21 protein-coding genes are annotated in these 24,774 nt (G+C 46.2%); 12 read left to right on the top strand and 9 right to left on the bottom strand.

Annotated elements, in window-relative coordinates; translation table 11 throughout:
- Positions 1-247 precede the first annotated feature (247 nt).
- Positions 248-1,300, top strand: a complete 1,053-nt coding sequence (locus A4R26_RS23440; protein WP_081168968.1) for a hypothetical protein — start codon at positions 248-250, stop codon at positions 1,298-1,300.
- Between the two features lie 217 nt (positions 1,301-1,517).
- On the opposite strand, the gene pyk is transcribed toward A4R26_RS23440, so the two are convergent.
- The gene (gene pyk / locus A4R26_RS23435; RefSeq protein ID WP_081168967.1) at positions 1,518-3,011 is read right to left on the bottom strand and encodes a pyruvate kinase; all 1,494 of its coding nucleotides are present in this window, start codon (positions 3,009-3,011) and stop codon (positions 1,518-1,520) included.
- A gap of 68 nt (positions 3,012-3,079) precedes the next feature.
- Entirely contained in the window at positions 3,080-4,063 is a 984-nt protein-coding gene (gene pfkA / locus A4R26_RS23430) for a 6-phosphofructokinase (protein WP_081168966.1), read from the bottom strand.
- Between the two features lie 467 nt (positions 4,064-4,530).
- On the opposite strand from pfkA, the gene A4R26_RS23425 reads away from it, so the two are divergent.
- Positions 4,531-5,415, top strand: a complete 885-nt coding sequence (locus A4R26_RS23425) for an SDR family oxidoreductase (protein WP_081168988.1) — start codon at positions 4,531-4,533, stop codon at positions 5,413-5,415.
- A gap of 115 nt (positions 5,416-5,530) precedes the next feature.
- Here the strand turns inward: A4R26_RS23425 and ctlX are convergent, their stop codons facing one another.
- Both ctlX and A4R26_RS23415 read right to left on the bottom strand, forming a co-directional pair.
- A complete protein-coding gene (gene ctlX / locus A4R26_RS23420) occupies positions 5,531-6,445 on the bottom strand; it encodes a citrulline utilization hydrolase CtlX (protein WP_081168965.1) in 915 nt (304 codons plus the stop codon).
- Positions 6,446-6,458: 13 nt separating this feature from the next.
- Positions 6,459-7,910: an arginine deiminase family protein gene (locus A4R26_RS23415; RefSeq protein ID WP_081168964.1), complete on the bottom strand. Its 1,452-nt coding sequence runs from the start codon at positions 7,908-7,910 to the stop codon at positions 6,459-6,461.
- A 278-nt stretch (positions 7,911-8,188) separates the two neighbouring features.
- Here A4R26_RS23415 and ric point away from each other — a divergent pair, with 278 nt between their 5' ends.
- The 7 genes from ric (at position 8,189) to A4R26_RS23375 (ending at position 15,802) form a co-directional block, all read left to right on the top strand.
- Positions 8,189-8,905 (top strand): iron-sulfur cluster repair di-iron protein, encoded by a 717-nt coding sequence (ric, locus tag A4R26_RS23410; protein WP_081168963.1) that lies wholly within the window; start codon positions 8,189-8,191, stop codon positions 8,903-8,905.
- A gap of 163 nt (positions 8,906-9,068) precedes the next feature.
- Positions 9,069-10,223: an acyl-CoA dehydrogenase family protein gene (locus A4R26_RS23405; protein ID WP_081168962.1), complete on the top strand. Its 1,155-nt coding sequence runs from the start codon at positions 9,069-9,071 to the stop codon at positions 10,221-10,223.
- A gap of 169 nt (positions 10,224-10,392) precedes the next feature.
- Positions 10,393-11,070, top strand: coding sequence for a YggS family pyridoxal phosphate-dependent enzyme (locus tag A4R26_RS23400; RefSeq protein WP_081168961.1), 678 nt, complete (start codon positions 10,393-10,395; stop codon positions 11,068-11,070).
- A gap of 299 nt (positions 11,071-11,369) precedes the next feature.
- Complete coding sequence (locus tag A4R26_RS23395) at positions 11,370-12,389, top strand: sensor histidine kinase (protein ID WP_081168960.1); 1,020 nt, start codon at positions 11,370-11,372, stop codon at positions 12,387-12,389.
- A complete protein-coding gene (locus tag A4R26_RS23390; RefSeq protein WP_081168959.1) occupies positions 12,386-13,099 on the top strand; it encodes a LytR/AlgR family response regulator transcription factor in 714 nt (237 codons plus the stop codon). The genes A4R26_RS23395 and A4R26_RS23390 overlap by 4 nt, the downstream gene beginning before the upstream one ends.
- 281 nt (positions 13,100-13,380) lie before the next feature.
- Positions 13,381-13,794 (top strand): hypothetical protein, encoded by a 414-nt coding sequence (locus A4R26_RS23385; protein WP_081168958.1) that lies wholly within the window; start codon positions 13,381-13,383, stop codon positions 13,792-13,794.
- A gap of 325 nt (positions 13,795-14,119) precedes the next feature.
- Positions 14,120-15,802, top strand: a complete 1,683-nt coding sequence (locus A4R26_RS23375) for a glutamine--tRNA ligase/YqeY domain fusion protein (RefSeq protein WP_081168956.1) — start codon at positions 14,120-14,122, stop codon at positions 15,800-15,802.
- Between the two features lie 106 nt (positions 15,803-15,908).
- On the opposite strand, the gene A4R26_RS23370 is transcribed toward A4R26_RS23375, so the two are convergent.
- Complete coding sequence (locus tag A4R26_RS23370; RefSeq protein WP_081168955.1) at positions 15,909-17,243, bottom strand: amidohydrolase; 1,335 nt, start codon at positions 17,241-17,243, stop codon at positions 15,909-15,911.
- Between the two features lie 179 nt (positions 17,244-17,422).
- Here A4R26_RS23370 and A4R26_RS23365 point away from each other — a divergent pair, with 179 nt between their 5' ends.
- On the top strand, positions 17,423-18,601 hold the full coding sequence (locus A4R26_RS23365; RefSeq protein WP_081168954.1) for a T9SS type A sorting domain-containing protein: 1,179 nt from the start codon (positions 17,423-17,425) through the stop codon (positions 18,599-18,601).
- Positions 18,602-19,148: 547 nt separating this feature from the next.
- Here A4R26_RS23365 and A4R26_RS23360 read toward each other — a convergent pair.
- Together A4R26_RS23360 and A4R26_RS23355 are read right to left on the bottom strand one after the other, a co-directional pair.
- Positions 19,149-20,711, bottom strand: a complete 1,563-nt coding sequence (locus tag A4R26_RS23360; protein WP_081168953.1) for an acyl-CoA mutase large subunit family protein — start codon at positions 20,709-20,711, stop codon at positions 19,149-19,151.
- Positions 20,712-20,748: 37 nt separating this feature from the next.
- Entirely contained in the window at positions 20,749-21,297 is a 549-nt protein-coding gene (locus A4R26_RS23355) for a DUF7935 family protein (protein WP_081168952.1), read from the bottom strand.
- A 496-nt stretch (positions 21,298-21,793) separates the two neighbouring features.
- On the opposite strand from A4R26_RS23355, the gene A4R26_RS23350 reads away from it, so the two are divergent.
- Together A4R26_RS23350 and A4R26_RS23345 are read left to right on the top strand one after the other, a co-directional pair.
- Entirely contained in the window at positions 21,794-22,138 is a 345-nt protein-coding gene (locus A4R26_RS23350) for a HesB/IscA family protein (protein WP_081168951.1), read from the top strand.
- A gap of 14 nt (positions 22,139-22,152) precedes the next feature.
- The gene (locus A4R26_RS23345; RefSeq protein WP_081168950.1) at positions 22,153-22,506 is read left to right on the top strand and encodes an MmcQ/YjbR family DNA-binding protein; all 354 of its coding nucleotides are present in this window, start codon (positions 22,153-22,155) and stop codon (positions 22,504-22,506) included.
- Between the two features lie 131 nt (positions 22,507-22,637).
- On the opposite strand, the gene A4R26_RS23340 is transcribed toward A4R26_RS23345, so the two are convergent.
- The gene (locus A4R26_RS23340) at positions 22,638-23,342 is read right to left on the bottom strand and encodes a response regulator transcription factor (RefSeq protein ID WP_081168949.1); all 705 of its coding nucleotides are present in this window, start codon (positions 23,340-23,342) and stop codon (positions 22,638-22,640) included.
- A 2-nt stretch (positions 23,343-23,344) separates the two neighbouring features.
- Entirely contained in the window at positions 23,345-24,616 is a 1,272-nt protein-coding gene (locus tag A4R26_RS23335) for a sensor histidine kinase (protein WP_165760391.1), read from the bottom strand.
- Between the last annotated feature and the right edge of the window lie 158 nt (positions 24,617-24,774).

Here is a 24,774-nt window from a genome sequence, read left to right as displayed (position 1 = left end):
TGATGATGCCGGGAGTTACCCGCTAACATATTAAGTGCTTATAAAGTTACACTGGTTTATTTACAACGGGTGGCGCGGCACATTAAAATATAAAATGTAAAAACCCTGCTAAATCAATCGGCTGCTAAAATATATTCACATATAATGCGTTGTTAGCAAATTACCCGATCTTTATTCCCCTTCCGTAGAGCAACTTATGAATCATCAAATTAAGGCCTGGTGGCCTTCCGTTAAAAAATCAATTACCATGAAGAAATCTGCCCTTATATGGACAGGCGCACTATTTGTACTCTCCGTTTCCTCATTGTCTTTCAGCATGTGCAAACCCGGTAATGCAAAGGGGGAAGCGGTTCTGGCCGAAGCCAATGAAAAGACCGCATTAAAAAGTGACACGGAGGTTGTAAAACCTTCATTGCCACCGCTTGATACGGCCTTATTCAATGCCATGCTTCAAAGGAATGCCAATGGCGATTCAAGCGGTAAATGGCCGGTAAAAGGCGCTTATCCTTTGCCAGGCGCTATTCTCCCTTTCAAACGCGTGGTATCGTATTATGGTAATTTCTATTCAAAAAGAATGGGCGTACTGGGTGAATATCCGGAGGATGTGGTGATTGAAAAATTAAAAAATGAAGTAAAGAAATGGCATGCGGCCGATACGGCTGTGGAAGTTGTTCCTGCCATTCATTATATAGCGCTTACGGCGCAGGGCAGTCCGGGCGAAGATGGCAAATACCGTTTGCGGATGCCTGCTGCACATATTGAAAGGGCTATTAATATGGCCGGTAAAATGAACGCGTTGGTATTCCTTGATATTCAGGTTGCTTTAAGTACGCTGCAGGAAGAGGTGCCAAGGCTTGAAAAATGGTTGAAGCTGCCCAACGTGCATTTTGGCATCGACCCCGAGTTCTCCATGAAAACCGGCAAAAAGCCTGGTTCGGTGATCGGCACATTTGATGCGGCAGATATCAACTGGACTACAAACTACCTTGCAAAACTGGTTAAAACCTATAACCTGCCACCCAAGATCCTGGTAGTGCACCGTTTTACAAAGGCCATGGTCACTAATTACCAGCAGATTAAATTACAGCCTGAAGTTCAGATAGTTATGGATATGGATGGCTGGGGGCACCAGGCGCGTAAGTTCAATACCTACAAACAGTTCGTTTATAAGGAGCCTGTACAGTTCACCGGTTTTAAAATATTCTACAAGAACGATCTGCGGGAGGCCAACAGCCATGTGCTGCAGCCGGCGGAAGTGCTGAAGTTAAAACCACAACCGATCTACATTCAGTACCAGTAAGAATTGGTTTGAAATATTTTTCTGAATGGCGCCTTTATACGGGCGCCATTTTGTTTTACGGAAGGCGTGTATAAGATAAAAAAACGGCGCGTTTTTTAAACGCGCCGTTTCACCTATTTTAATACTATGTTTCGGCTGAATATTAGCGAGGTCTGCAATTGCTTATTAGTCTGAAATAAAAGAACCACAAACAACAAACCATATACCACAAACCATTCTAGTCTACTTTCGTGATCTTCACTACGTTGGTAGGTATGTGCAGGTGTATGGGCGTACTACCGGTGTTTACCACCACATCGCCGGCTTTAAGGAAACCTCTTTCTTTCAGGATCTTGATCTGGTCGAACATGATATCGTCGAGGCTTTCTTCCTCGTCATAGAAGAAGGCGCGCACACCCCAGCTTAAGCTCAACTGGTTTACCAGCGTTTTTTCCTTGGTAAAGATGTACAGCGGCGAGTAGGGGCGATAGCTGCTGAGCACAAAGGCGGTGTAACCGCTTTGCGTCATCCCTATCAGTGCATCTGCCTTGGTATCCTTGGCCAGTTTACAACCATTGTAGCAAATGGCGTCGCTCAGGAACGAAGGAGAGTGCGGTAAGGGCTTCAGGTCCTCTTCGCGGTTATAACGGTATTCGGTACGTTCTACTTCGAGAATGATCTTGCGCATGGTTTCAACCACCAGGGCCGGGTGTTTGCCGGTAGCGGTTTCCCCACTCAGCATCACCGCATCGGCGCCTTCCAGAACGGCATTGGCCACGTCGGTGATCTCACTGCGGTTGGGTTTTACGCGGTCGATCATACTTTCCATCATTTGTGTAGCCACGATAACCGGTTTGGCGCGGTGGATACATTTACGAATGATGTCGCGTTGTGCCATCGGTACTTTTTCAACGGGCAGCTCAACACCGAGGTCGCCACGGGCCACCATTACGCCATCCGATTCAAGGATGATATTGCGCAGGTCGACCAGGGCCGAAGGCATTTCTATTTTAGCAATAACTTTCGATTTGCTTTTCGCTTCATGCAGTCTTCTTTTCAGGTCCACGATATCGTCTGCTTTACGAACGAACGAAAGGGCTACCCAGTCAACTTTCTGGCCAATGATAAAATCGAGGTCGATCAAATCTTTTTCGGTTAAAGCCGGAAGGGAGATTTTCGTATCGGGCAGGTTAACGCCTTTTTTGGGTAACAGCAGACCGCCATAGGTAACCTTTACTTTCACATCGCCTGCTTTGGTGATTTCGGTAACAACCACTTCCAGTTTACCATCGTCGATCATGATCTTGTTGCCTACTTCCACATCTTCGTGCAGGTTGGGGTACGAAACATAGATCTTTTCTTTGGTGCCTACTACTTTTTCTTTAGAAGTAAAAGTGAGGATATCGCCGGGCTCGATGAGCAGGGCGCCGTTCTCTATTTCACCAACGCGTAATTTGGGACCCTGCAGGTCGGCCAGGATCGAGATGTTGTAAGGTTCTTTTGAATTGATGGCACGGATGTGCTCTATGATCTGGGCTTTGTTCTCATGGGTGCCGTGAGAGAAATTGAGGCGGAAAATATTAACCCCTGCTTTCACCAGTTCCAACAGTTTTTCGTAAGTGTCGCAGGCAGGGCCCACAGTAGCTACGATCTTAGTTCTATGTATAGTATGCTGTATGCCTGCTTCCTTATCCATTTCATTATGCAGGTACTTGGTTAAATCTCTTGCCATTGTATTAATTTCTTGATTCTAAATTTTCAGGTTTATCCGATACAGGTTTCTGGTATTCGTCAGTATAATTAGCTGGCCAGGATCTTTACGATCTTGATCCATTCGTCGCTGATCTTTTGTTTCGATTTTACCGCTCTTTCAAGCAGGGTGTAATGCATGCGGTTGTTTAAGATACCCACCATTACATTATGACGGCCTTCGAGTAACGATTCTACGGCGGCATAACCCATGCGGCTGGCTATCAGCCTGTCTAAACAGGTAGGTGAGCCACCGCGTTGAATATGGCCGAGGATACAAACCCGGGTGTCGGTGAACGGAAGGCGTTCTTTTACTACCTTGGCTACTTCATTGGCGCCGCCGAACTCATCGCCTTCGGCAACCACTACCATGTTCACGAGTTTTTTGCGGCGTTCTTTTTCCTGTAACGACGCAACCAGCTCTTCAATATCTGTTTTACGTTCCGGTATCAAAATATGTTCCGCACCGGTGGCAATACCACTGTGCAGGGCAATATAACCGGCATCGCGACCCATTACTTCAATAATGAACAAACGGTCGTGCGCATCGGCTGTATCGCGAATTTTATCTATCGCTTCTACCGCAGTGTTTACGGCAGTGTCGAAACCAATGGTAAAATCGGTACCGGCAATGTCTTTATCGATAGTGCCGGGTAAGCCTATACAGGGAATGTCGAATTCGCGGCTGAAGATGTCGGCGCCTCTGAATGAACCGTCGCCGCCAATGATCACCAGGCCATCGATGCCCAGTTTTTTGAGGTTCTCATAAGCTTTCTTACGTCCTTCGGGCTGAAAGAATTCCTTGCAGCGGGCTGTTTTCAGGATCGTTCCACCCCTTTGAATAATATTGGCCACACTACGCGAATGCATGGGTACTATATCATTTTCAATAATACCGCTATAACCACGCATAATACCAAATACATCCAATCCATAATAGTTCCCGGTTCTCACAACGGCCCGTATGGCGGCATTCATACCTGGTGAATCACCACCCGAGGTAAGAACACCGATTTTAGTCACCTTTTTTGCCATGAATAAAATCTGTTTTATTTAAAAATCTTCGAATCTGCAAAGGAAATCGTTAAAGGCTGTCTTTTGAAAGGCGGCCCAAAAATAAGGTTTTGTTTTGATACACGTATTAAGTACACGCTGGCTCGAAAAAACACTAAAATTGTTTTATAAAATGATGTTTTTTTTGCGAAACACTATTTTTTTTAACCATTATTGCTTTTTTATTTAGGAAAAGGGTTTAGCTGAACAGTTGTACGTTTAGGCGTCAAAACCGGGCGTTAAGATAGTAAATGTGATAGAAACAAAAGTGCTTAAGTTTTTAAGCAATCAACTGATAAGCAGATATTTTCAGCTTGAAACCAAACGAAATAATGTAAAGGAATATGAAACTTGCCTGTGCAAAATTTCCATTATGATGCCGATGGCTTATGAAAATTTTGTGTGGGAAGGTTATATCCGGCGTATGCAAAACAATAAAAAATTTTCAGATGAAAGTACTTATAACCGGTGCAAATGGATTGTTGGGGCAGCATATGATCAAATTGTTACTCGACAGGAATTATGAAGTAGTAGCCACCAGCCGCGGCGAATCACGATTGCCGTTTCAACCATCGGCTAATTATACTTATCGCGAAATGGATATTACAAATTCTTTGGAAACGTTCGCGGTTATGAGTAATGAAAAACCCGATATAGTGGTTCACGCTGCGGCCATGACGCAGGTTGATGATTGCGAATTGCGCCCGCAGCATTGTGAACGCATCAATGTACAGGGCACATCACAGGTACTTACAGATGCTGAAACTTTTAGCAGTCATTTCATTTATATTTCAACTGATTTTGTGTTTGATGGCGAGCAGGGAAATTATGCCGAAGAAGATGATACAAAACCAATCAGTTTATATGGGTTTACCAAACTACAGGCTGAAAGTATGGTGCAAACCAGCACCATACCATTCGCTATCGTTCGCACCTGTTTGGTGTATGGAAATTTATTACAGGGCACCCGTAGTAATATCGTTAGCTGGGTGAGGGAAAACCTCGAACAGGGTAAAACCATTAAGGTAGTGAGTGATCAGCTGCGCACACCAACATATGTTGAAGACCTGGCAAAAGGGATCTTACTGATCATTGAAAAGAAAGCTACCGGTATATATCATATCTCGGGAAAAGATTGGCTTACCCCCTACGACATAGCGCTTAAAACCGCCGCTAAGTTCAACCTGGATGCCGGTAAAATTGTAAAGGTTGATGCCGCTACATTTAAACAACCCGGCCGCCGCCCGTTGAAGACGGGGTTCATTATTGAGAAAGCAAGAAAGGAGTTGGGGTTTGAGCCAATGAGTTTTGATGAAGGACTGGAATTAATGTGAAAATTAGCAAATATGCAAATGTGCAAATGAAATACAGAACAGGCAGCATCTGTAATAAAAAAGCTCACGCGAAGCACTCACGTGAGCTGTATTTCACTTTCACATTTTCGAATTTTCACATTTGCACATTCAAAAAAACTTCCGCCATCATACACCTCGCGCTGCCGCCGCCGTTTGTTTCAATGGTTGTAAGCGGCGCATGCAGTATACGGTTATAACCTTCCAGCTTCTTTACCTGATCTGGTTGTAACGATCGATATGCCCGGGTTGACATAACAAGCAGTTTTTCACCCTGCTTATTTTGCACCTGCAACATGTTGCCGGCAAAATGGTTCATTTGTTCAAAGCTGATGGTCACCATTTCCTTACCGGTTTTACCGATCATTTCCTGTATCATCTGATATTCTGCATGATTGGGCAGTGATTCAAGGCAAACAACCACATACCTGTCGGCCACACACATCATCACATTGGTATGATATATGGCTTTACCTGCGCCATCTGTTGCGGTAAACAATACCGGCCGGTAACCCATCTGCCGGCAGAAATCATCAAGTACTGTTTGATGTGTGCGGGGCGAAAGGCAGGCGTAGGCAATTTTATGATCACGGTCGAGCACCATGCTGCCCGTACCTTCCAGAAACAACTGGTCGTTTTCGTATGAAGTAAGATCATACGTGTTGTCGATGGTGAATGTTTTTTTCAGTTGCCCGATCACTGATGGTTTGCGCTCCTGCCGCCGGTTGCCGGCAAACATGGGATACAGGCAAATAGTGCCGGGGTCATGGAACGAGATCCAGTTATTGGGAAAAATGGAATCGGGTGTATGCGGCTCAGGCGTATCGTCGATCACTGTTACCCCGATATCGTTCGAACGCAGCAGTGTTACGAAATCATCAAACTCTGCCTGTGCTTTTTCCTGGGCATCCGCGTCGGCGCCGGCCACCTGGAATGCATTGTTCACGGCCGTTTGGGCATTGAAGCCAAAATTAACCGGCCTTATCATCAAGATGTGCGATGTTGTTTGCATAACTTAAATACGTTTAATCGATATCCTCCCGTAATAACGGCATGCTCATACAATGAAAACCGCCGCGGGCGCGCGACAATTCCGCAGAAGGGATCAGGATAAGCGTGTTTTCCAATTCATCGGGCGTCGTTTCTTCCTTTTCAAACTGATCGAGCAGATCTTTTACATGTACCACACTAAAACCGGCTTCCCGAAATGCTTCCACCGTTTTGTCGTTGCGGTCATAACCCAGCACAACCCCTTCTTTTAATGCCAGCAGGTTACAGCTATCTGTCCATTGTTCGCGGGTATCGAAGGGGAATTTGTTATTACCACTATAAATGAACCTTACTTTCTGATTGCATTCAAGATCGTTCTGGCTGATATCTGTAAGCAGCTCTTCAAGGTTATCGAAGAACACCGGGTTCTCGGGATCTTTTTTTCTGAACTGGATGATCTTGATCTTATCTTCTTTTTTCGGGCCTTCCAGTATTCGTTCAACCGGATCGGCGCCTTCGTGTTTCATTACTTTTTTACTGAACGCGCCCAGCATTACCCATACGTTGCGTTTTACCTGTGTGAAGATGGTATCGATATGCATGTAATCGCGCCGGCGGGGAATTTTGATCACCGTTATCTTTTTAACGATGTTCTTTGCAAACAGCATATTCACTACCTGACGGGCGGCTTCCATAGTAGTGCGTTCGCTTATGCCGATCAGTAAGTGATCCTTGTGTACGACCATTACATCGCCGCCCTCGAGCGTCACCTTTTTTTCATCGCCGTCGCGTGGTAACAGAAAGTGATGGGCCGTATCGGGTATTTCAAGGATGTTATCGTGGTATGCTTCAAATAAGGGATGGTTGAAGAAAATGTATTTGGCCAGCAGGGCTTCCCGAAGGCGCGCGGTTTTGGCTGGTTTGTTCAGCAATACATATTCATTGATAACAATGCCGATATCGCGGGTGAAAATAAAATTGGGAATGGGCGGAAAGATCAGCCGGTCGTCTTCGATAGTGCCGCTGATGATGACCTTTGATAACTTGACCGGTGAAAGCGCCAGTAACTCGTTCTGGGTGGCATAGGAACAACCCTCCACCGCGCAAACCGATGCAATGAGCTTTAGTTTTATTTCCTGGTCTTCCAGTATATCGGCCAGCAGCCATTCCAGTTCAACTACTTTATCCGATTTATAGAAATCCTTTTTTTCGGGTTTGTAAAAATCGCGGTTGCTTTCCGGTGCGTCTATCTGGTGCAAACGGCCCCTTATCTTTTCGGGGTCTAAAAAGTACAGGAGTATTTTTGTGTAATGATCATATTCTTTCTTCCGCATGGTTTCGAGGTGCACAATGTCTTCAAACAACCAGTCCTGCGCTTTCGAAGGAACCACCTTACCCAAACCACTATCCGGGCTATGCACCAACAATCGTCGTAACCGGCCAACTTCAGAGGTTACCTGAACTATTTTTTTGTCTTTACGGGACATAAGTTTTTATCGGTTTATTTTCTAATAATCATGTTGGTTCAAATATAACGAATCCGGTTTAACAGGCTTTGCACGGGGAATGATGAATGTCGAATTTCCAATGTTGAACGTTGAAGGAAAGAAAATGTTCGCGAACTATTTTTTGATTAAATCTCATACTATCGCTGTTTACTTCGTCATTCAACATTTAGCGTTGCATATTCGATATTTTATTGAACTATGATCGAAGTCATAACCCGTCGGCCCGGCATGATGGAATTTTACAAAAAATATATATCATGCTGGAATATAAAAATCATACGTTAGCGGCGATCGTTTCCGACAGACACCAGGCGGCGGCTGTATTTGAAAAATATCATCTCGATTTTTGCTGTAAAGGAAAACGTACCCTGCAGGATGCATGTGCAGAAAAGAACATTCCCGTAGAGCCAATACTGGAAGAATTGCAACAGGTATTTGAACCGGGTAGTGGGGTAGAAGACCAGTTACTGGCAACCATGTCGGTTTCTCAGCTTTCCGATTATATCGTTTTGAAACACCATATATACGTTAAACATGCCATGCCGGTCATTTATGAACATTTGAACCGGGTGGCTGCCAAACATGGCGACCGTTTTTCTTATATGCAACAGGTGTTTAATTTGTTCAGTACCCTGCAAACGGAACTGGACGCGCACATGCAAAAGGAAGAAATGGTGCTGTTTCCCCGGATAAAAGAAGTAGAAAAAGCGCTGGAGCAGAAAAATAACCAGCCGGCATTGAATACAGGTTATATAAACAGCCCTATACATATGATGGAAACGGAGCATGAGGAGGCGGGTGAACTGCTGGCGCAGATCCGCCGGTTGACGAATGATTACACCCCGCCGGCCGATGCCTGTGCTACTTTCCGCATCAGCCTGGCCGAACTGAAGTCGTTTGAGGAAGACCTGCACCGCCATATACATTTGGAGAATAATCTTTTGTTTCCCCGCATTGTGAAAATGATGCAGTAACCTCATATGAGAGGATCTCAGGGAGGCGGGTCGTTCGCCGTCTGGTAGCAACCGGGTGGCGGAGGGCGCGCCTTTTTTGTTGGAAAAGCATAAAAATAATACGAACGAGTGTTAGTTTTGTAATGAATTCTGTTATCTTGCGGCCAATTATTAAATTCGTGATATGCAATTCCAACTTACTGAAGAACATTTGATGATCCAGAAAGCTGCCCGCGATTTCGCCCAGAACGAGTGCCTCCCGGGGGTTATAGAACGTGATGAACAGCAGAAATTTCCCCGTGAGCAGGTATTGAAGCTGGCGGAACTTGGTTTTATGGGTATGATGGTAAGTCCGGATTACGGCGGCGCCGGTATGGACACCATCAGCTATGTGCTGGCCATGGAAGAGATCAGTAAGGTGGATGCCAGTGTAAGCGTATGCATGAGTGTGAACAACAGCCTTGTTTGCTGGGGGCTTGAAAAATTCGGTTCGGAAGAACAAAAACAAAAATACCTCGTGAACCTGGCGCAGGGCCGTAAAGATGGAGAACTGCATATCGGCGCCTTCCTGTTGAGCGAACCCGAAGCGGGGAGTGATGCCACCTCACAACGCACTTTTGCAGAAGATAAAGGCGATCATTATATTTTGAACGGCACCAAGAACTGGATCACCAACGGATCGTCGGCCAGTGTATACCTGGTGATGGCACAGTCGGATGTGGAAAAAGGAAGCAAAGGCATCAATGTATTTATTGTAGAAAAGAACTGGCCCGGTGTAACCGTTGGCGCCAAGGAAAATAAACTGGGCATTCGCGGCAGCGATACGCACAGCATAACGTTTACCGATGTAAAAGTGCCAAAAGAGAACCGCATAGGCGGCGACGGGTTTGGGTTTACATTTGCGATGAAGACCCTCGCCGGCGGACGCATAGGCATTGCTTCGCAGGCGTTGGGCATTGCCAGCGGCGCCTATGAACTGTCGTTGAAGTATTCAAAAGAAAGAAAGGCATTTGGCAAAGAGATCATGCATCACCAGGCCATTCAGTTCAAACTGGCCGATATGGCAACAAAGATTGAATGCGCCCGGTTGTTGTGTTTGAAAGCTGCCTGGGAAAAAGATCAACACCTCGATTATACGTTAAGTTCTTCAATGGCCAAAGTGTTTGCCAGCGAAGCGGCCATGTGGGTTACCGTGGAAGCGGTACAGGTGCATGGCGGTTATGGTTATGTTAAGGAATACCATGTTGAACGCCTTATGCGCGATGCCAAGATCACCCAGATCTATGAAGGAACCAGCGAAGTGCAGCGGATCGTTATCAGCAGATCGATACTGAAATAATGTGCTGATTAGCTAATTTGCTAATCCCGCAGAGCAGGACAAGTTGTGCTAATTGGAATACATTGGGGCTTCGGTTAGTAGTTAATTATTTAACTACTAATTTTCTATTCCCATTACCTTTGCCGCGGCATAAAATTTTGTTTGTATAACAGATTAAATAGAATATCTGATGGCGGTAAATACAAAAGCATTCCTTGAAATAAACGAACAATTACAAGCTCAACAGGTTACCCTGGTGGCGGTATCAAAAATCAAACCGGCCGGTGATATACAGGAACTCTACGACCTCGGACAACGGGATTTTGGTGAGAACTATGTGCAGGAACTGGCCGAAAAACACCTGTTGCTCCCCAACGATATCCGCTGGCATTTTATCGGTCACCTGCAATCGAACAAGGTAAAATACATTGCCCCCTTTGTGCATTTGATCCATGGTGTCGACAGCTACAAATTATTGCTCGAAATAGATAAACAGGCCCGCAAATTCGACCGGGTTATCCAATGCCTGTTGCAGGTGCATGTTGCGCAGGAAGAAACCAAGTTCGGTTTTAACGAGATAGAACTGATGGAAGCCATGGACGCTATTCATAAGTATAAACTCTTAAACGAGCTCAGGAACGTAGAGGTTGTTGGCTTAATGGGCATGGCTTCGTTCACTGATGACGTTGAGCAGTTGCGTAAAGAGTTTAAGTACCTGAAATTACTGTTCGATGGTTGTGCCGATTTGCCGTGGAATACCCAATTTAATACCTTGTCGATGGGAATGAGCGGTGATTTTAAACTGGCCATTGAAGAGGGCAGCACCATGGTACGCATCGGCAGTCTTTTATTTGGCGCCCGCCAATAATTGCTTATCGGTTTTTAGCGCTGATTCATCGTGAAATTATATGCAAACATCGAAACGATTATGAACCGGGCACGCTACTGGTTATCTTTGACTTACATAATTAAATAGTGTTTTTCATAGGTTATTGATTAATGGTAAAGGGCTGTTTCTACAGCTCTTTTTTTTTGCCTTCCCCGGCCCTTCCTGAAGGAAGGGAACCCAAAGCAGTTCTCCATTCCCCAATCTGCATTTCGTGTAGTAAAAGGCACTGTAAGCGTAAATAGTTATCCCGTGCCAATTTTGTATATTTAATTTGAGGTATGAGCACTGCCGGTTTTATACAACGTTATTACCTGCATCATTTAATTGGCTGGGGACTGCTGTTCTTTGGATGGCATTTTTTCCGTTACCAGGATTATCCCGCCGGAAAAGGCTGGTACATCACTTTTATAAAAGTGGCCGACCTGGCACTGATGGTGTACGTTACCAATTACCTGCTCATTCCCCGTTTGTTGTATAAGAAAAGGTACGTACTGTTTGCGCTGCTGTTCGCCGTGCTTGTTTTTTCGTTCAGTATTGGTAAAATGTATATCGAGGCCGGGTTAATGAACATTTCATTCGATATCTGGGACCGCTTTAAAGTGCGCGTATACGATAATGTGATCCCGCATTTTTTGCTGGTAAGCACGGGGGCAGCAATGAAATTACTGGCCGACCATGCCCGGGCACAGCGGCGGCTGGGTGAAATGGCCAGAGAAAAGGCAGAAACGGAACTGAATTTTCTAAAGTCACAGATCAATCCGCATTTTTTGTTCAATTCGCTGAACACGATCTATTTTTTGATAGATAGGCAGAACGCGGAAGCCCGTACCACCTTATTGCAAATGAGCGACCTGTTGCGTTACCAGTTATATGATTGTAACAGTTCGACCATTGAAATAGAAAAAGAAGTGCTTTACCTGCGCCATTACATCAGGCTGCAGGAACTGCGAAAAGATAACCAGTACGAAGTTGGGATAGAAGTAGGGGAGCAGGTGAAAGGGTTCCGGATAACGCCATTGCTGCTGATACCGTTTGTGGAGAATGCGTTCAAACACATCTCCCATTATAGCCATGAAAAAAACTTTATCAGGGTACAGCTGCAACGGCAAAACGGGGCCCTTTCTTTTATTGTAGAGAATACGAAAGACGATCAGCAGCGAAGCACGGAACCCAGGGGCGGCATAGGGCTGGCGAATGTGAAACGCAGGCTGGAATTACTGTATCCCGGCAGGCACAGTTTACAGATCCATAACGATGCGCATCTATTTAAAGTTGAACTCAATTTACATTTATCATGATACTCCGGTGTGTGATCATAGACGATGAGCCTATAGCCCGTAAAGGGTTGAAGGAATACATCCAGGATGCTTCCTTTCTGCAACTGGCCGGGGAGTTCGATAACCCGTTAAAGGCGGCCGATATGCTGGTGCGCGAAAAGATCGACCTGTTGTTCCTGGATATACAAATGCCGAAGATGACCGGTATGGAGTTCCTGAAAACGTTATCGCATCCGCCGATGGTGATCTTTACCACAGCCTACCCGCAATATGCAGTAGAGGGTTTTGAATGGAATGCGATCGATTATTTACTGAAGCCATTTTCATTTGAACGTTTCTGGAAGGCGGTATCGAAAGCGCGCGGCATGCAGGAAGCTATCGCCCGGCCGGCACCGATAGGAGAACCGGATCATTTCTTTATAAAGACCGACAACAAACTGGTGAAAGTATTGTACGACGATATTTTATTTGTGGAGGCCTTACAGAATTACGTAGCCGTGTATACGACCTCGAAGAAGTACATTACTTATTTAACCTTTCATAGTATTGAAGCCCATTTACCGCCGGCGCGTTTTATCCGTACACATAAATCCTACCTTGTAGCGGCCAACAAAGTGGAAAGCATAGAAGGAAATGAAATAACCATCGGCACGCATCATATTCCTATCAGCAGAACCGAAAGGGAGGCGGTGTTGCAGCAACTTATACAGAACCGGTTGTTGCGGCGGTGATACCGGTTAATGTTGTGCTGTTCACGTGACCAACAGCCGTTTACGGTAACCGCTTCATTTACATGCCCCATTGTATTACCAAAATATTATTTCGGGCGATATTTATACCAGCGGGTTACCTTTTCCCGTTTTTTGTATAAATTTGCAGAAGGAATTAAACGTTCCTTAAAACTCCTCCCACTCGACGCTGCTTGTCTTCTCTTGTTAATCAACAGCTTGCCTCCAGATTTAAACGATTTGCTTTCATATTAACAATTTTTGTATCTAAAAACAAAACGAATATGAAAACAATCATGCTCAAAGCCTTTTCTTTAGTTAAGAAAACTGCTTTTATCCTGCTGGCGGTTACAGTAACAGTTACTTCTGCCTCTGCTAAAATTTCTGATTCTACTTACGAAGATGATGAAAACGCTACGGTATCATGCCTGAAAATGGAAGAAGGCCAGGTTTACTTCAATGTAAAGTTTGACAACGCCGATGGTGGCCGTTTCGACATCCTGGTGAATGATGTTACCGGTGACAACCTGTACCGCGCTACTTTTACCGGCAAGAACTTTAACAAAGTGTTCAGAGCCCCGGTTGAAAATGGCAAACTGGTTATCATCATCCGTGACAGCAAAGAAAAAACCAGCCACAAATTTGAACTGTCTACCGAATCGAAGATGGTTCAGCAGATCCTGGTTAAAAGAATGTAGTAGCTGACGCTTTTGCGCAGTATGGCTGCTTATAGATCTTTTGGAATACGAATTTGTTTTGTCATACCTGCCCATAAGTTTCATTCCGTTTATCGGAATGAAACTCGCCGGAAGGGGTGTCCTTTTCGGTGCTCCGGCGTACAGGACCCTGAAATGCGCCGCCTAACAGATCCCGGCATAAATGTTTGGTACAGGCACTACGAAGCCGATAACAGCACGCTGCTGCCTCATGAAAATATAATTCCCATCCCTGCGATAACTGGCGCTTCTGCCGCATCTGGTTGCTTAATTTCCGTTAAATTTGCCAAATTCAATCTATTGAGTTATGGCAGAGATCAACACTCCGGAAGAAAAAAGTCTGAATTTTATAGAAGAGATCATTGAAGAGGATCTGAAGTCGGGCAGGTATAAATCCATTATCACCCGTTTCCCCCCCGAACCCAATGGTTATTTGCATATTGGCCATGCTTCGAGCATTTGCCTCAATTTCGGTCTTACCAAAAAGTTTCCCGGGTATACCAACCTTCGTTTCGACGATACCAACCCCACTACAGAGGAAACCGAATATGTAGAAAGCATCAAAGATGATGTTCGCTGGCTGGGTTTTGAGTGGAAGAATGAATTGTATGCTTCCGATTACTTCGACCAGATGTACGCATTCGCCGTAAAACTGATAGAAAAAGGACTGGCGTATGTCGATGACTCCACTTCCGATCAGATAGCTGCCATGAAAGGCTCACCTACCGAACCTGGTAAGGACAGCCCTTTTCGTACCCGCTCTGTTGAAGAAAATCTCGACCTGTTTACCCGCATGAAGAACGGGGAGTTTCCCGATGGCTCCCGTACCCTGCGTGCAAAAATAGATATGGCACATGTGAACATGCTGATGCGTGATCCTGTATTATACCGCATTAAACATGCCCATCACCACCGTACCGGCGACAAATGGTGCATTTATCCCATGTACGATATGGCGCATGGACAAAGCGATTCTATCGAGAACGTTACCCATTCCATTTGTACTTTGGAGTTTGTGCCGCATCGTGAGCTGTACGACTGGCTGATAGAAAAACTGGAGATCTATCCCTCGCATCAATATGAGTTTGCCCGCCGTAATTTGAGCTACACCGTTACCAGCAAAAGAAAACTGCTGCAACTGGTGAATGAGAAATACGTAAGCGGCTGGGACGATCCGCGTATGCCAACGATCTCGGGTTTACGCCGGGCAGGTTATACGCCGGAAAGCATCCGGGAGTTCTGTACGCGTATTGGTATTGCCAAACGCGACAATATGATCGATGTATCGCTGCTGGAATTCTGTGTACGCGAACACCTGAACAAAATTGCCCTGCGCCGCATGGTGGTATTCGATCCGGTAAAGGTGGTGCTCACCAATTACCCGGCCGATGGGTCGTTTGAAATAGTGAAGAGTGAAGACAACCCGGAAGATCCCAACACCACGCACCGCGAAATTCCTTTCAGCCGCGAATTGTATATAGAACGCGAAGACTTTATGGAGAACCCGCCCAAGAAGTTCTTCCGCCTGGCGCCGGGACAAATGGTTCGCCTGAAAAGCGCCTACATCATCAAGTGCGATGAAGTGGTGAAGGACAGTAATGGCAAAATAACCGAGTTACATTGTACCTATATACCCGAAAGTAAAAGCAATGCCGATACCTCCGGTATACATGTGAAAGGCACTTTGCATTGGGTAAGCGTTGCACAGGCCATCAGCGTTGAAGTGCGCCTGTACGACCGGTTGTTCAAGGTTGAAAACCCTTCCAGTGAAGAAGGCGATTTCAAGGATTATATCAATCCCAATTCTTTGCAAACGATCACCACGGCTTATGCCGAACCCGCATTGAGGAACATTCGCTTTGCCGATCGTTGCCAGTTCCTGCGCAAAGGCTATTTCTGTTTGGATAAAGATACTTCTGAAGAGAAAATGGTCTTTAACCGAACGGTTACGTTGAAGGATACGTGGGCGAAGGAAGCGAAGAAGGCTTAACGCAGAACGCATAACGCCAAACGCATAAAACAAAATGCCGGATGTTCACGCATCCGGCATTTTGTTTATAACAGTATGTTGAGTTTTCGCGTTCAGCATTGAGCGTTCAGCGTTTTGCGTTCCTGGCATAATCAAACACCAGGTTACAAAATGCCTTAACACCTACATCGAGGCGGCTGTCGTCGATATAAAAATCGGGGGTATGATGCGGCGGCGCTTTTGATCTGTCGGTTCCTTTGGGCATGCCGCCAAAGTAAATAAAGAACGAAGGCGCCTTCTCGCCATAATAACTGAAGTCTTCTGCACCGGTTACCCATTCGCGTTCCCTTACATTTTCCTTCCCGGCAGTTCTTTCGAGCGTAGGGAGCATCATTTTTACCAATGCCGGGTCATTGTATGTTACCAGCGTTTTGGTATCGATGGTCACTTCGGCTGTTGCGCCCATGGCATCGGCAATGGTGGTGGCTATTTTGCGTATGCGGTCATGGGTTTCTTTTTGCATTTTGCTGTCGAGCGTTCGAATGGTACCCTGCAGCACTGCTTCTTCGGGAATAATATTCGCACGAACACCGCTATGGAATTTGCCTACTGTAACAACTACCGGCGCTTTGGTAAGCTCCGATTGCCGGCTTACAATGGTTTGCAATGCATTTACGATCTCCGTGCCTGTCACAATAGGATCTATTCCTTTCCAGGGTTGCGACCCATGGCTTTGTTTGCCTTTGATGTTAATCGTAAACCAGTCGGAGGAAGCCATGAATGCGCCGGGTTTGTATTCGAAGCTCCCGGCTTCAATGTCGGCCTCTATATGCATGCCGAATACCGCATCTACTTTGGGATTATCCATACAACCTTCTTTCACCATCAGCGGCGCACCGCCTTCTTCAGTTCCGGGCGGACCTTCTTCTGCCGGCTGAAAAAAGAACTTTACAATGCCCGGAACGTCTTTTTTCATGGATGACAATACTTCTGCGGCGCCCATCAGCATAGCCACATGGCTATCGTGCCCGCAGGCATGCATAACAGGAACGGTATCGCCCATGTATTCGGCCCTTACCGTTGATTTGAAAGGGAGGTCAACGCGTTCCTTGACCGGCAATGCATCCATGTCGGCGCGTAGGGCTACAACAGGCCCCGGTTGCCCGCCCCGCAATATGGCCACAATACCGGTTTTTGCTATGCCGGTTTGCACCTCGAGCCCCAGTTGCTTCAAATGAGCGGCAATGTATTCAGCAGTCTTGTATTCGCGGTTCGATAGTTCGGGATGCTGGTGCAGGTAACGGCGCCATTCAATTACCCGGGGCAGAATGGCTGCGGCTTTTTGATCGATGGCCGTACCGGCAGATTTCGACGCTTTGTTCGACTGGCCCTGTGCTATGGCTGAGGCCATGATAAGCAAGACAGGTAGCAGTACCCACCGGGTTGATCGTTTTGGCTGCATGCTTAATTATTTTGCTGAATGTAGAAAAAAATCACGAGTGGGAACCCTTACTAAACATATGATTTTTAATCTACTTTATATAGCACTTATCATGATTGCAATCGCTTGAGGTAAAACATGTAATAAGTAGATATATTTAACGTTTATTAAGTGTTTAATCCCGAAAACCCGACCCCAAAATGACCGTCCCTGTTTTGAAAACCGCCATTGCCAATGGCCGACCGGCAAGGTTGTGCCGCATTGGTAAGTATGTTTGCAGTGTAATGCTGCATTCGATGATCGTTCTACCCTGCCTGTCGCAAACGATAGGCCACTGGAACTTCACCGGTTCAACTACAGGCACCGGCAATACATATAATACAGTTTCCAATGCCGATTTCAGCGCCGCTATTCCCACCAGAACGTATCATGGTGCTTCGGAATATTTTGGCGAAGGTGGCTGGCCGTCATCCACCGTTCCGGATCCCACTTATTATTTACAATTCACGATAAGCCCGAATGCCGGTTACCAACTCGATATAACGAGCATTGTTTTGCGCATGCGCCGTAGTACCACCGGCTCATCGGGTTCGGGGCCCAATAGCTGGAGCCTGCGTTCAAGCCTGGATGGTTATGCCGCAGACCTCGGTACAAGCAGTTTAACCAGCAGCTACAACAATTATACGGTTACACTTGGCAGCGGCTTTTTGCATGTTTATATACCTGTTACCTTTCGTTTATATGGTTTTAATGCCACTGTGTCGAGCGGTGGCGGCCTCAGCCGGGTGGTTCTTGATGATATCAGCATCCAGGGCATTGGCGCGGTGTTGCCTGTAAACCTTACCGGTATACAGGCCGTGCGGAATAACGAAAAAAGCATTGCTGTAAAATGGCAAATGAATAATGTGGAGGCGGGAACTTCATTCAATGTACAGCGCTCTGTTAACGGTTTTGATTTTACCACCCTGAATAACATCACTGAAAAGGAATACAAAACGTCAAACGCTTATAATTACACTGATAACCAGGTGCCGGTTGTTGCACAGCCGTTGTACTACCGGGTGCAGGGCATACAGCCATCGGGACAAACGTTCTTCTCACCTGTAGTAAAGATCGGTAACAAGGCCGCCACGCAGGCGCAGATCGGCTATACCTCCATTCAGGGCCAATCGCTGCTGACCGCATTGCAGGCGCCTGAGAAGGGCACGTACAGGCTGTCGATCATTGGCCTTAACGGGGCCATTCTGCAGCAGCGTTCCGTTGAAATGGATGCCGGAACACACGTTATTACATTGCCTTTGAACGCCCTTGGGCATGGGGTTTATGTAATTCGCCTGGCGGGCAATAAGCTAACCAGCAGCAAAAAGTTTGTGTGGTGACATGATCAATGGCGCACAGCCGCATTTGGCAACATTGAACCGGGTTGTACATCCCGTTTGTATAATGTAAAAACCGGGTACAGGCATACCCTGTTACCGAATTTTTATAGATATTAAAGAGATGATCCCGGGATATCCCGGTGCTTATTAAAGCCGAAATATATCGGTCTTATATCCGGGATATATCGGGGATATCTCCGGGATATCTATTGCTTTTCCCTAGGAAGACAGGAAGTGAATGCCCTGAAACCCGCGCCAGACAAGGGAGGAACCCTCCCGCGCTTATCTGGTTCAGAATCTTAAGGGCATAAAAAAAGCAGGGGTGACCCTGCCGACAGTATAGCTTATAGCTGTTTATTTACGTTTTGGCCGCACTTAAGCTGTTTTCAATTAGCGCAACTTGTCCCGCTCTGCGGGAGTAGCAAATTATCCCATTAGCACATTGGCCATCTGTATTCCATTATCCCATTATCGAATTATCCCATTTCCCCATTCGCTATCTGTATTCCATTATCACATTATCCCATTATCGAATTATCACATTAGTTTACCTGTATTCCCCAAACACCTCCCTTAACGTATCGGCAATTTCACCTAAGGTGCACTTGTGTTCAACGGCCTCAATAACGGTGGGCATGATGTTCTCGCCCGAAGTGGCTTTGTCGCTCAGGTATTGCAACACCTGGTCGCATTTGGCGGGGTCGCGGTTATTGCGCAGCTGCGCCAGTTTCTGACTTTGCACCTGGCGAATGGAGTCGTCTATTTTAAAAACAGGCGTAGTATCTTTTTCTTTTGATTGGAATTTGTTGACGCCTACAATGATCTTTTCGCCGCTTTCAACTTTGCGCTGGTAGTCGTAAGAACTGCGGGCGATGGCATCCTGAATAAACCCTTCCTCGATGGCCGACACAGCGCCGCCCATAGCGTCGATGGTGGCAATAAGCTCATAGGCTTTTTGTTCTATTTCGCTGGTCAGCGCTTCTACGTAATATGAGCCGGCGAGCGGATCGACGGTATCGGCGGCGCCGCTTTCAAAGGCAACGATCTGCTGGGTACGTAAGGCAATGCGAGCCGCTTCTTCCGTAGGCAGGCTCAGCGCCTCATCGAACCCGTTGGTGTGCAATGACTGGGTTCCGCCCAAAACAGCGGCCAGCGTTTGTACGGTTACCCGGGCAATATTGTTTTGCGGTTGTTGGGCCGTTAAGGTGCTTCCGCCGGTTTGGCTATGAAAGCGCAGCATCATGGCCTTTGGGTCGGTAGCGCCCAGTTCTTTCATTATATTGGCCCACATGCGGCGGGCTGCCCTGAACTTGGCTATTTCTTCAAACAGGTTATTATGCGAATTAAAAAAGAACGAAAGCCGGCGGCCAAATACGTTGATGTCGAGGCCCTTTTCCAACGCCGCTTTTACATATGCCTTTCCGTTGCTTAAGGTAAACGCGATCTCCTGAACGGCGGTACTGCCGGCCTCACGAATATGATAACCCGAAATAGAGATGGTGTTCCATTTCGGCAGGTCTTTGCTGCAATACTCGAAAATATCGGTTATGATGCGCATGGAAGGCTGGGGGGGATAGATATAGGTACCCCGGGCCGCGTACTCTTTTAATATATCGTTCTGAATGGTGCCGGTTATCTTTTTCAGATCGGCGCCCTGTTTTTTTGCCAGCGCCACATAAAAGGAGAGTAGAATATAGGCGGTGGCGTTAATGGTCATGGAGGTGGAAACCTCTTCCAGTTGTATGCCGCTGAACAGCGTTTGCATGTCTTCTATACTGTCGATGGCCACGCCTACCTTACCCACCTCACCTTCGGCAAGGGCATGGTCGCTGTCGTACCCTATTTGTGTGGGCAGGTCGAAGGCCACGCTTAAACCCATTACCCCCTGTGATAACAGGTAGTGATATCGTTTATTGCTTTCTTCGGCGGTACTGAACCCTGCGTACTGGCGCATGGTCCATAGTTTACCGCGGTACATATCTTCCTGTACGCCCCGGGTAAAGGGGAATTGTCCGGGCATTTCCTGCCGGCTGCCCGCCGGTACATCGGAAGGGGTGTACAGTTCCTTTATTTCTATGGCGCTATCGGTATATATCTTTTTATCTGGCATAGCTGTTTTCTTACTTCTTCTCCCTTATTCGAAATGTTTACACCATTAACTTTTTAGCTTCATAGCTCAGCACGTCAGCCACCACATTATGCAAAGAGGCCTTGGGGTTTTGCATCAGCATTTCGAGAATGCTGCGGCTGAGGTCCTGCCCGGTGGCATCGGCCGGAAGGAAAGAAGCGATCTGGTTTATGATGAGCAGGTTTTGATCTTTCAGGTTGCGAACCGCTTCCCATGATTCCTGGGTAACATAGATCTGCTGGGTAACATTATATTCGAATTCCTGGCGTATTTGCTGTATTAACAGCATTTGCATATCGCGGGAGCTTAATCCGGCTGAAGCGGTGCGGCCAATAAGGTTGGGCAATGCAATGCGGTCTACCAGTAACATCAGGCGTTCGTAGGCCTGTAGTTGAAGCGGTTGAGTAGATTGGGGGGCTGCGGCTGCTTTTTGTTGTTCGTGCTTTTCGAGCAATTCTTTTGCTTCTTTACGCTGTTTCCAAAACAAAAAAGCGAGGGCGCCGCCGAGGACAAGGGCAATTACAATGGATATTGTCATTTGGGTGGACGTCAGTTCCAATAAATACATTAAATAGGTTTTAGGTTAACAAAAATACAGTTTAACCCCCCAACCCCCTGAAGGGGGAGGAAAGTTTTTAATTTAAGTTATCAGATATTACCAGTTGGTTGCTTAAACGTAGAACTTACACAACTAGTATAATTACAGGAAGTTACCGGTTGGCTGTTTCCAGTTACCGGTTACCAGGCACCGGTTGCCGGGAAGGCGGGTGTCAGATTACAGGTTACAGAGCTTGCCCCGCTCTGCGGGGTTGCAGGGTTTTATTTTCGGGAAGCCCTTCCGGGAACCCGGACATGCTGCTTACCGGGCTGATCGCTGTTTTTTTGTTACAAAAGATGGAACCTCCTGCTTTCAGGACCTTGCACGAGATCTGAACCTGCAACACACTTGTAACCGGTTCTTTGTCACTATCTTGTAAATTACTCTTTTCCAATGCCCGGCAACTGGTGCCAGCAACCCGGTAACCGGATTTTATCGTAATTTTGCAATAATAAACGATTCGAGTATGGATATGACAATGGCTGTTCCTGTGAGTTTTACTGCCGGCGCCCTGGCTGAGATCCGTCGCCTGATGAGCGCCCCGGAGTTCGATACAACCAAATTCTTACGAATTGGTGTGAAAGGGGGTGGATGTTCGGGCCTTTCTTATATTTTGGGTTTCGACGATAAAACAGCAGATGATGAGGTATTTGAGTTCGAAGGACAAACCTTTATCATGAATAAAATGCATGGCATTTACCTGATGGGAATGCAAATTGACTGGGCCGAGGGTTTAAATGCCCGCGGGTTCACGTTCAGTAATCCCAATGCCAGCAAAACCTGCGGCTGCGGTACTTCGTTTGCCGTGTAGGCACTTACACTTTTATGGTTGCTATAAATACCTTCAAACAACTGGCGCTTTCTTTTCCGGGTACGGAAGAACAACCGCATTTTGAAAAGTCATCTTACCGGGTGAAGAAAAAGATCTTTGCCACCCATGCGCCCGACAGCCATATCATTTGCGTTAAGCTGTCGGAGATTGACCAGTCGGTCTTTTGCGCGTTTGACAAGACAATCATTTACCCCGTCGATAACAAATGGGGAAAACAGGGCTGGACTTTAGTTGACCTGAAGAAGGTTAAAAAAGCAATGTTAGTTGATTTGTTGACTACGGCTTATAATGGAGTTGCTGTGGATAAGGCAACGAGGCAACAAGGCATAAAGGCAAAAAGAAGTTGATAAGTTAACAGGTTGACAAGGCGCTCACGCGGCATCAGAGACAAGTTAATAGGTTTTCAGCGATTGCACGATGAATTCGAGGTTAACAAGTTGACAAGGCTCCTGCGCGGCAGTAAGAGCCCTTTCACGTTTCACGAATGACCCACCGGTGCATTGAACCGGAAGCCAACGCCATGAATGGTTTCCAGCACAATATCGGGATCGGCCCTGAAATACTTCCGTAGTTTGGTCATAAACACATCCATGCTTCTGCCGAGGAAATAATCATCCTTGCCCCACACGTTCCGCAATACTTCATCGCGTTTTAAAATATGATTGGCATGCTCGCACAGGAACTTGAGCAGGTCGGCCTCTTTTTGCGTTAAGGTAAACGTATCGGTTTGCGTACGCAGTTTGAGATCGGTATAGGAGAACTTCATTTGCCCGATGCTATACTCCTGAATGCTGTCGGCATGCAGCTTACGCGTGCGGCGAATAAACACCTCCATACGCAGCAACAGCTCCTGCATACTGAACGGTTTGGTAATATAATCGTCGGCGCCGGTGAGAAACCCTTTTACTTTATCTTCCTCCATCGATTTGGCGGTGAGAAATAAAATAGGCACCATATCGCTTTGCTGGCGGATCTTGCGCGCAACGGTGAAGCCGTCTTTATTGGGCATCATAACGTCGAGCAAACAAATGTCATACTGCGTTTTATCGAACTTTTCGATAGCGGTTTGTCCGTCGGCACATAATACCACTTCATAACCTGCATCCTGCAGGTTGTCTTTGATCACATATCCTAACGACAGGTCGTCTTCTGCGAGAAGTACTTTAACTTTTTTTGGTAGCATAATCAGCTATTTACAGTTCCTGGAAGAATAAGCCTGAACTCGGTGCCTATACCGGGCAGGCTGTTTATCTTAATGGTGCCATGATGGGCATCGATAATTCTTTTTACGAAATTCAGTCCCAGTCCAAACCCTTTTACATTGTGTACGTCACCGGTAGGCACGCGGTAAAATTTATTGAACAGGCGTTTCTGGTATTTCTTTTCTATTCCAATACCATTGTCTTTTACGGAAATGTAAATGTTTCCGTCTTCGTGCCCGGTTGAAACGATAATATGTGGTTTAACCGAAAACTTAAGTGCGTTTTCCAACAGGTTCACAACGGCCAGTTCAAGTTGTGTGCGGTCGGCATACAGTTCAAAATTCTGTTCTTCATCGATGGGTACATCCACATCTGCTTTTTTCTCATCGATAATCGGTTGCATTTTGGCAACGGCCTGTTCAATTAGGTCTTTCACCGGCACCAGCTTTTTTTGAATAGGCAGGTCTCTCCGGTCGCTGCGGGCAATCTGCAGCAGGCGTTCTACCTGGTGCTGTAAATGCTGGGTCTGGTTTTCTATAATGGTGGCGTATTTGCGTAACCGCTCGGGTTGGGTTGTTATTTTTTCATTCAGCAGTACTTCAGCCGATATTTTCATTACGGCGAGCGGTGTTTTGAATTCATGCGTGAAGTTGTTCACGAAATCTTTCTGAATTTCGGCCAGGAACCGTTGCCGGTAGAAAAAGAACAGGATCACTGCGAGGCCAACCAGCACAACGAACAACACGGCGCTACTGATGAACCAGAAGTTCATTTGTTGCAATACGTATTTATTGCGGTGCGGAAAGTACAGCATGATATAATTATAGTTGCGGTTGTATACGGCGAGGTTGATCTTCTCTACATCATAACGCGAAGCGGCGGCCGTAATGTAGGTCGTATGCCTGTAGCCGGGCTGGCCGGCGGTATAAAAGGCAATGTGCGCGTCGGTGAGCACATCGAAATCGTTCAGTTCATGTTGCAGGTACGATGCAATGGAATCCTCAAAATAAGGGTTATCGACCCTGAACATGAAATAATCGGTACGGGGATGTTCTATGAGGTCCTGTAAATGCGTACGGGAGTTAACAAGATCGAGGTCTTCGTACAGTCCCCTGATACTTTTGACAACATTCATGTTGAATGTTTTTTGTTCAAACGAATACACCTTGTTCAGCCAGAACAACTGCACGATAATGATAAGCGTTATTAAAACACTTGCCAACAGAACCAGCCATCTGAGTGTTGATGATCGCATAAAATCTGATATACTCCTGTAAGCAAATTTGCCATTCATTATTCTTACTTTTTGTGTAAACTGGTTAACTGCTCGTTAAGGAAAGGTACAACAACTGCTACAGATGGTCAAGGTGGCGGGGTTTGTTAATCACCGGTTAAGCAGCGCCCAAAATTTCT

Origin of the sequence: Niastella populi, assembly GCF_002078015.1 — a bacterium.
Taxonomy (GTDB): domain Bacteria; phylum Bacteroidota; class Bacteroidia; order Chitinophagales; family Chitinophagaceae; genus Niastella; species Niastella populi.
This window is presented reverse-complemented; position numbering and strand designations above follow the sequence as displayed.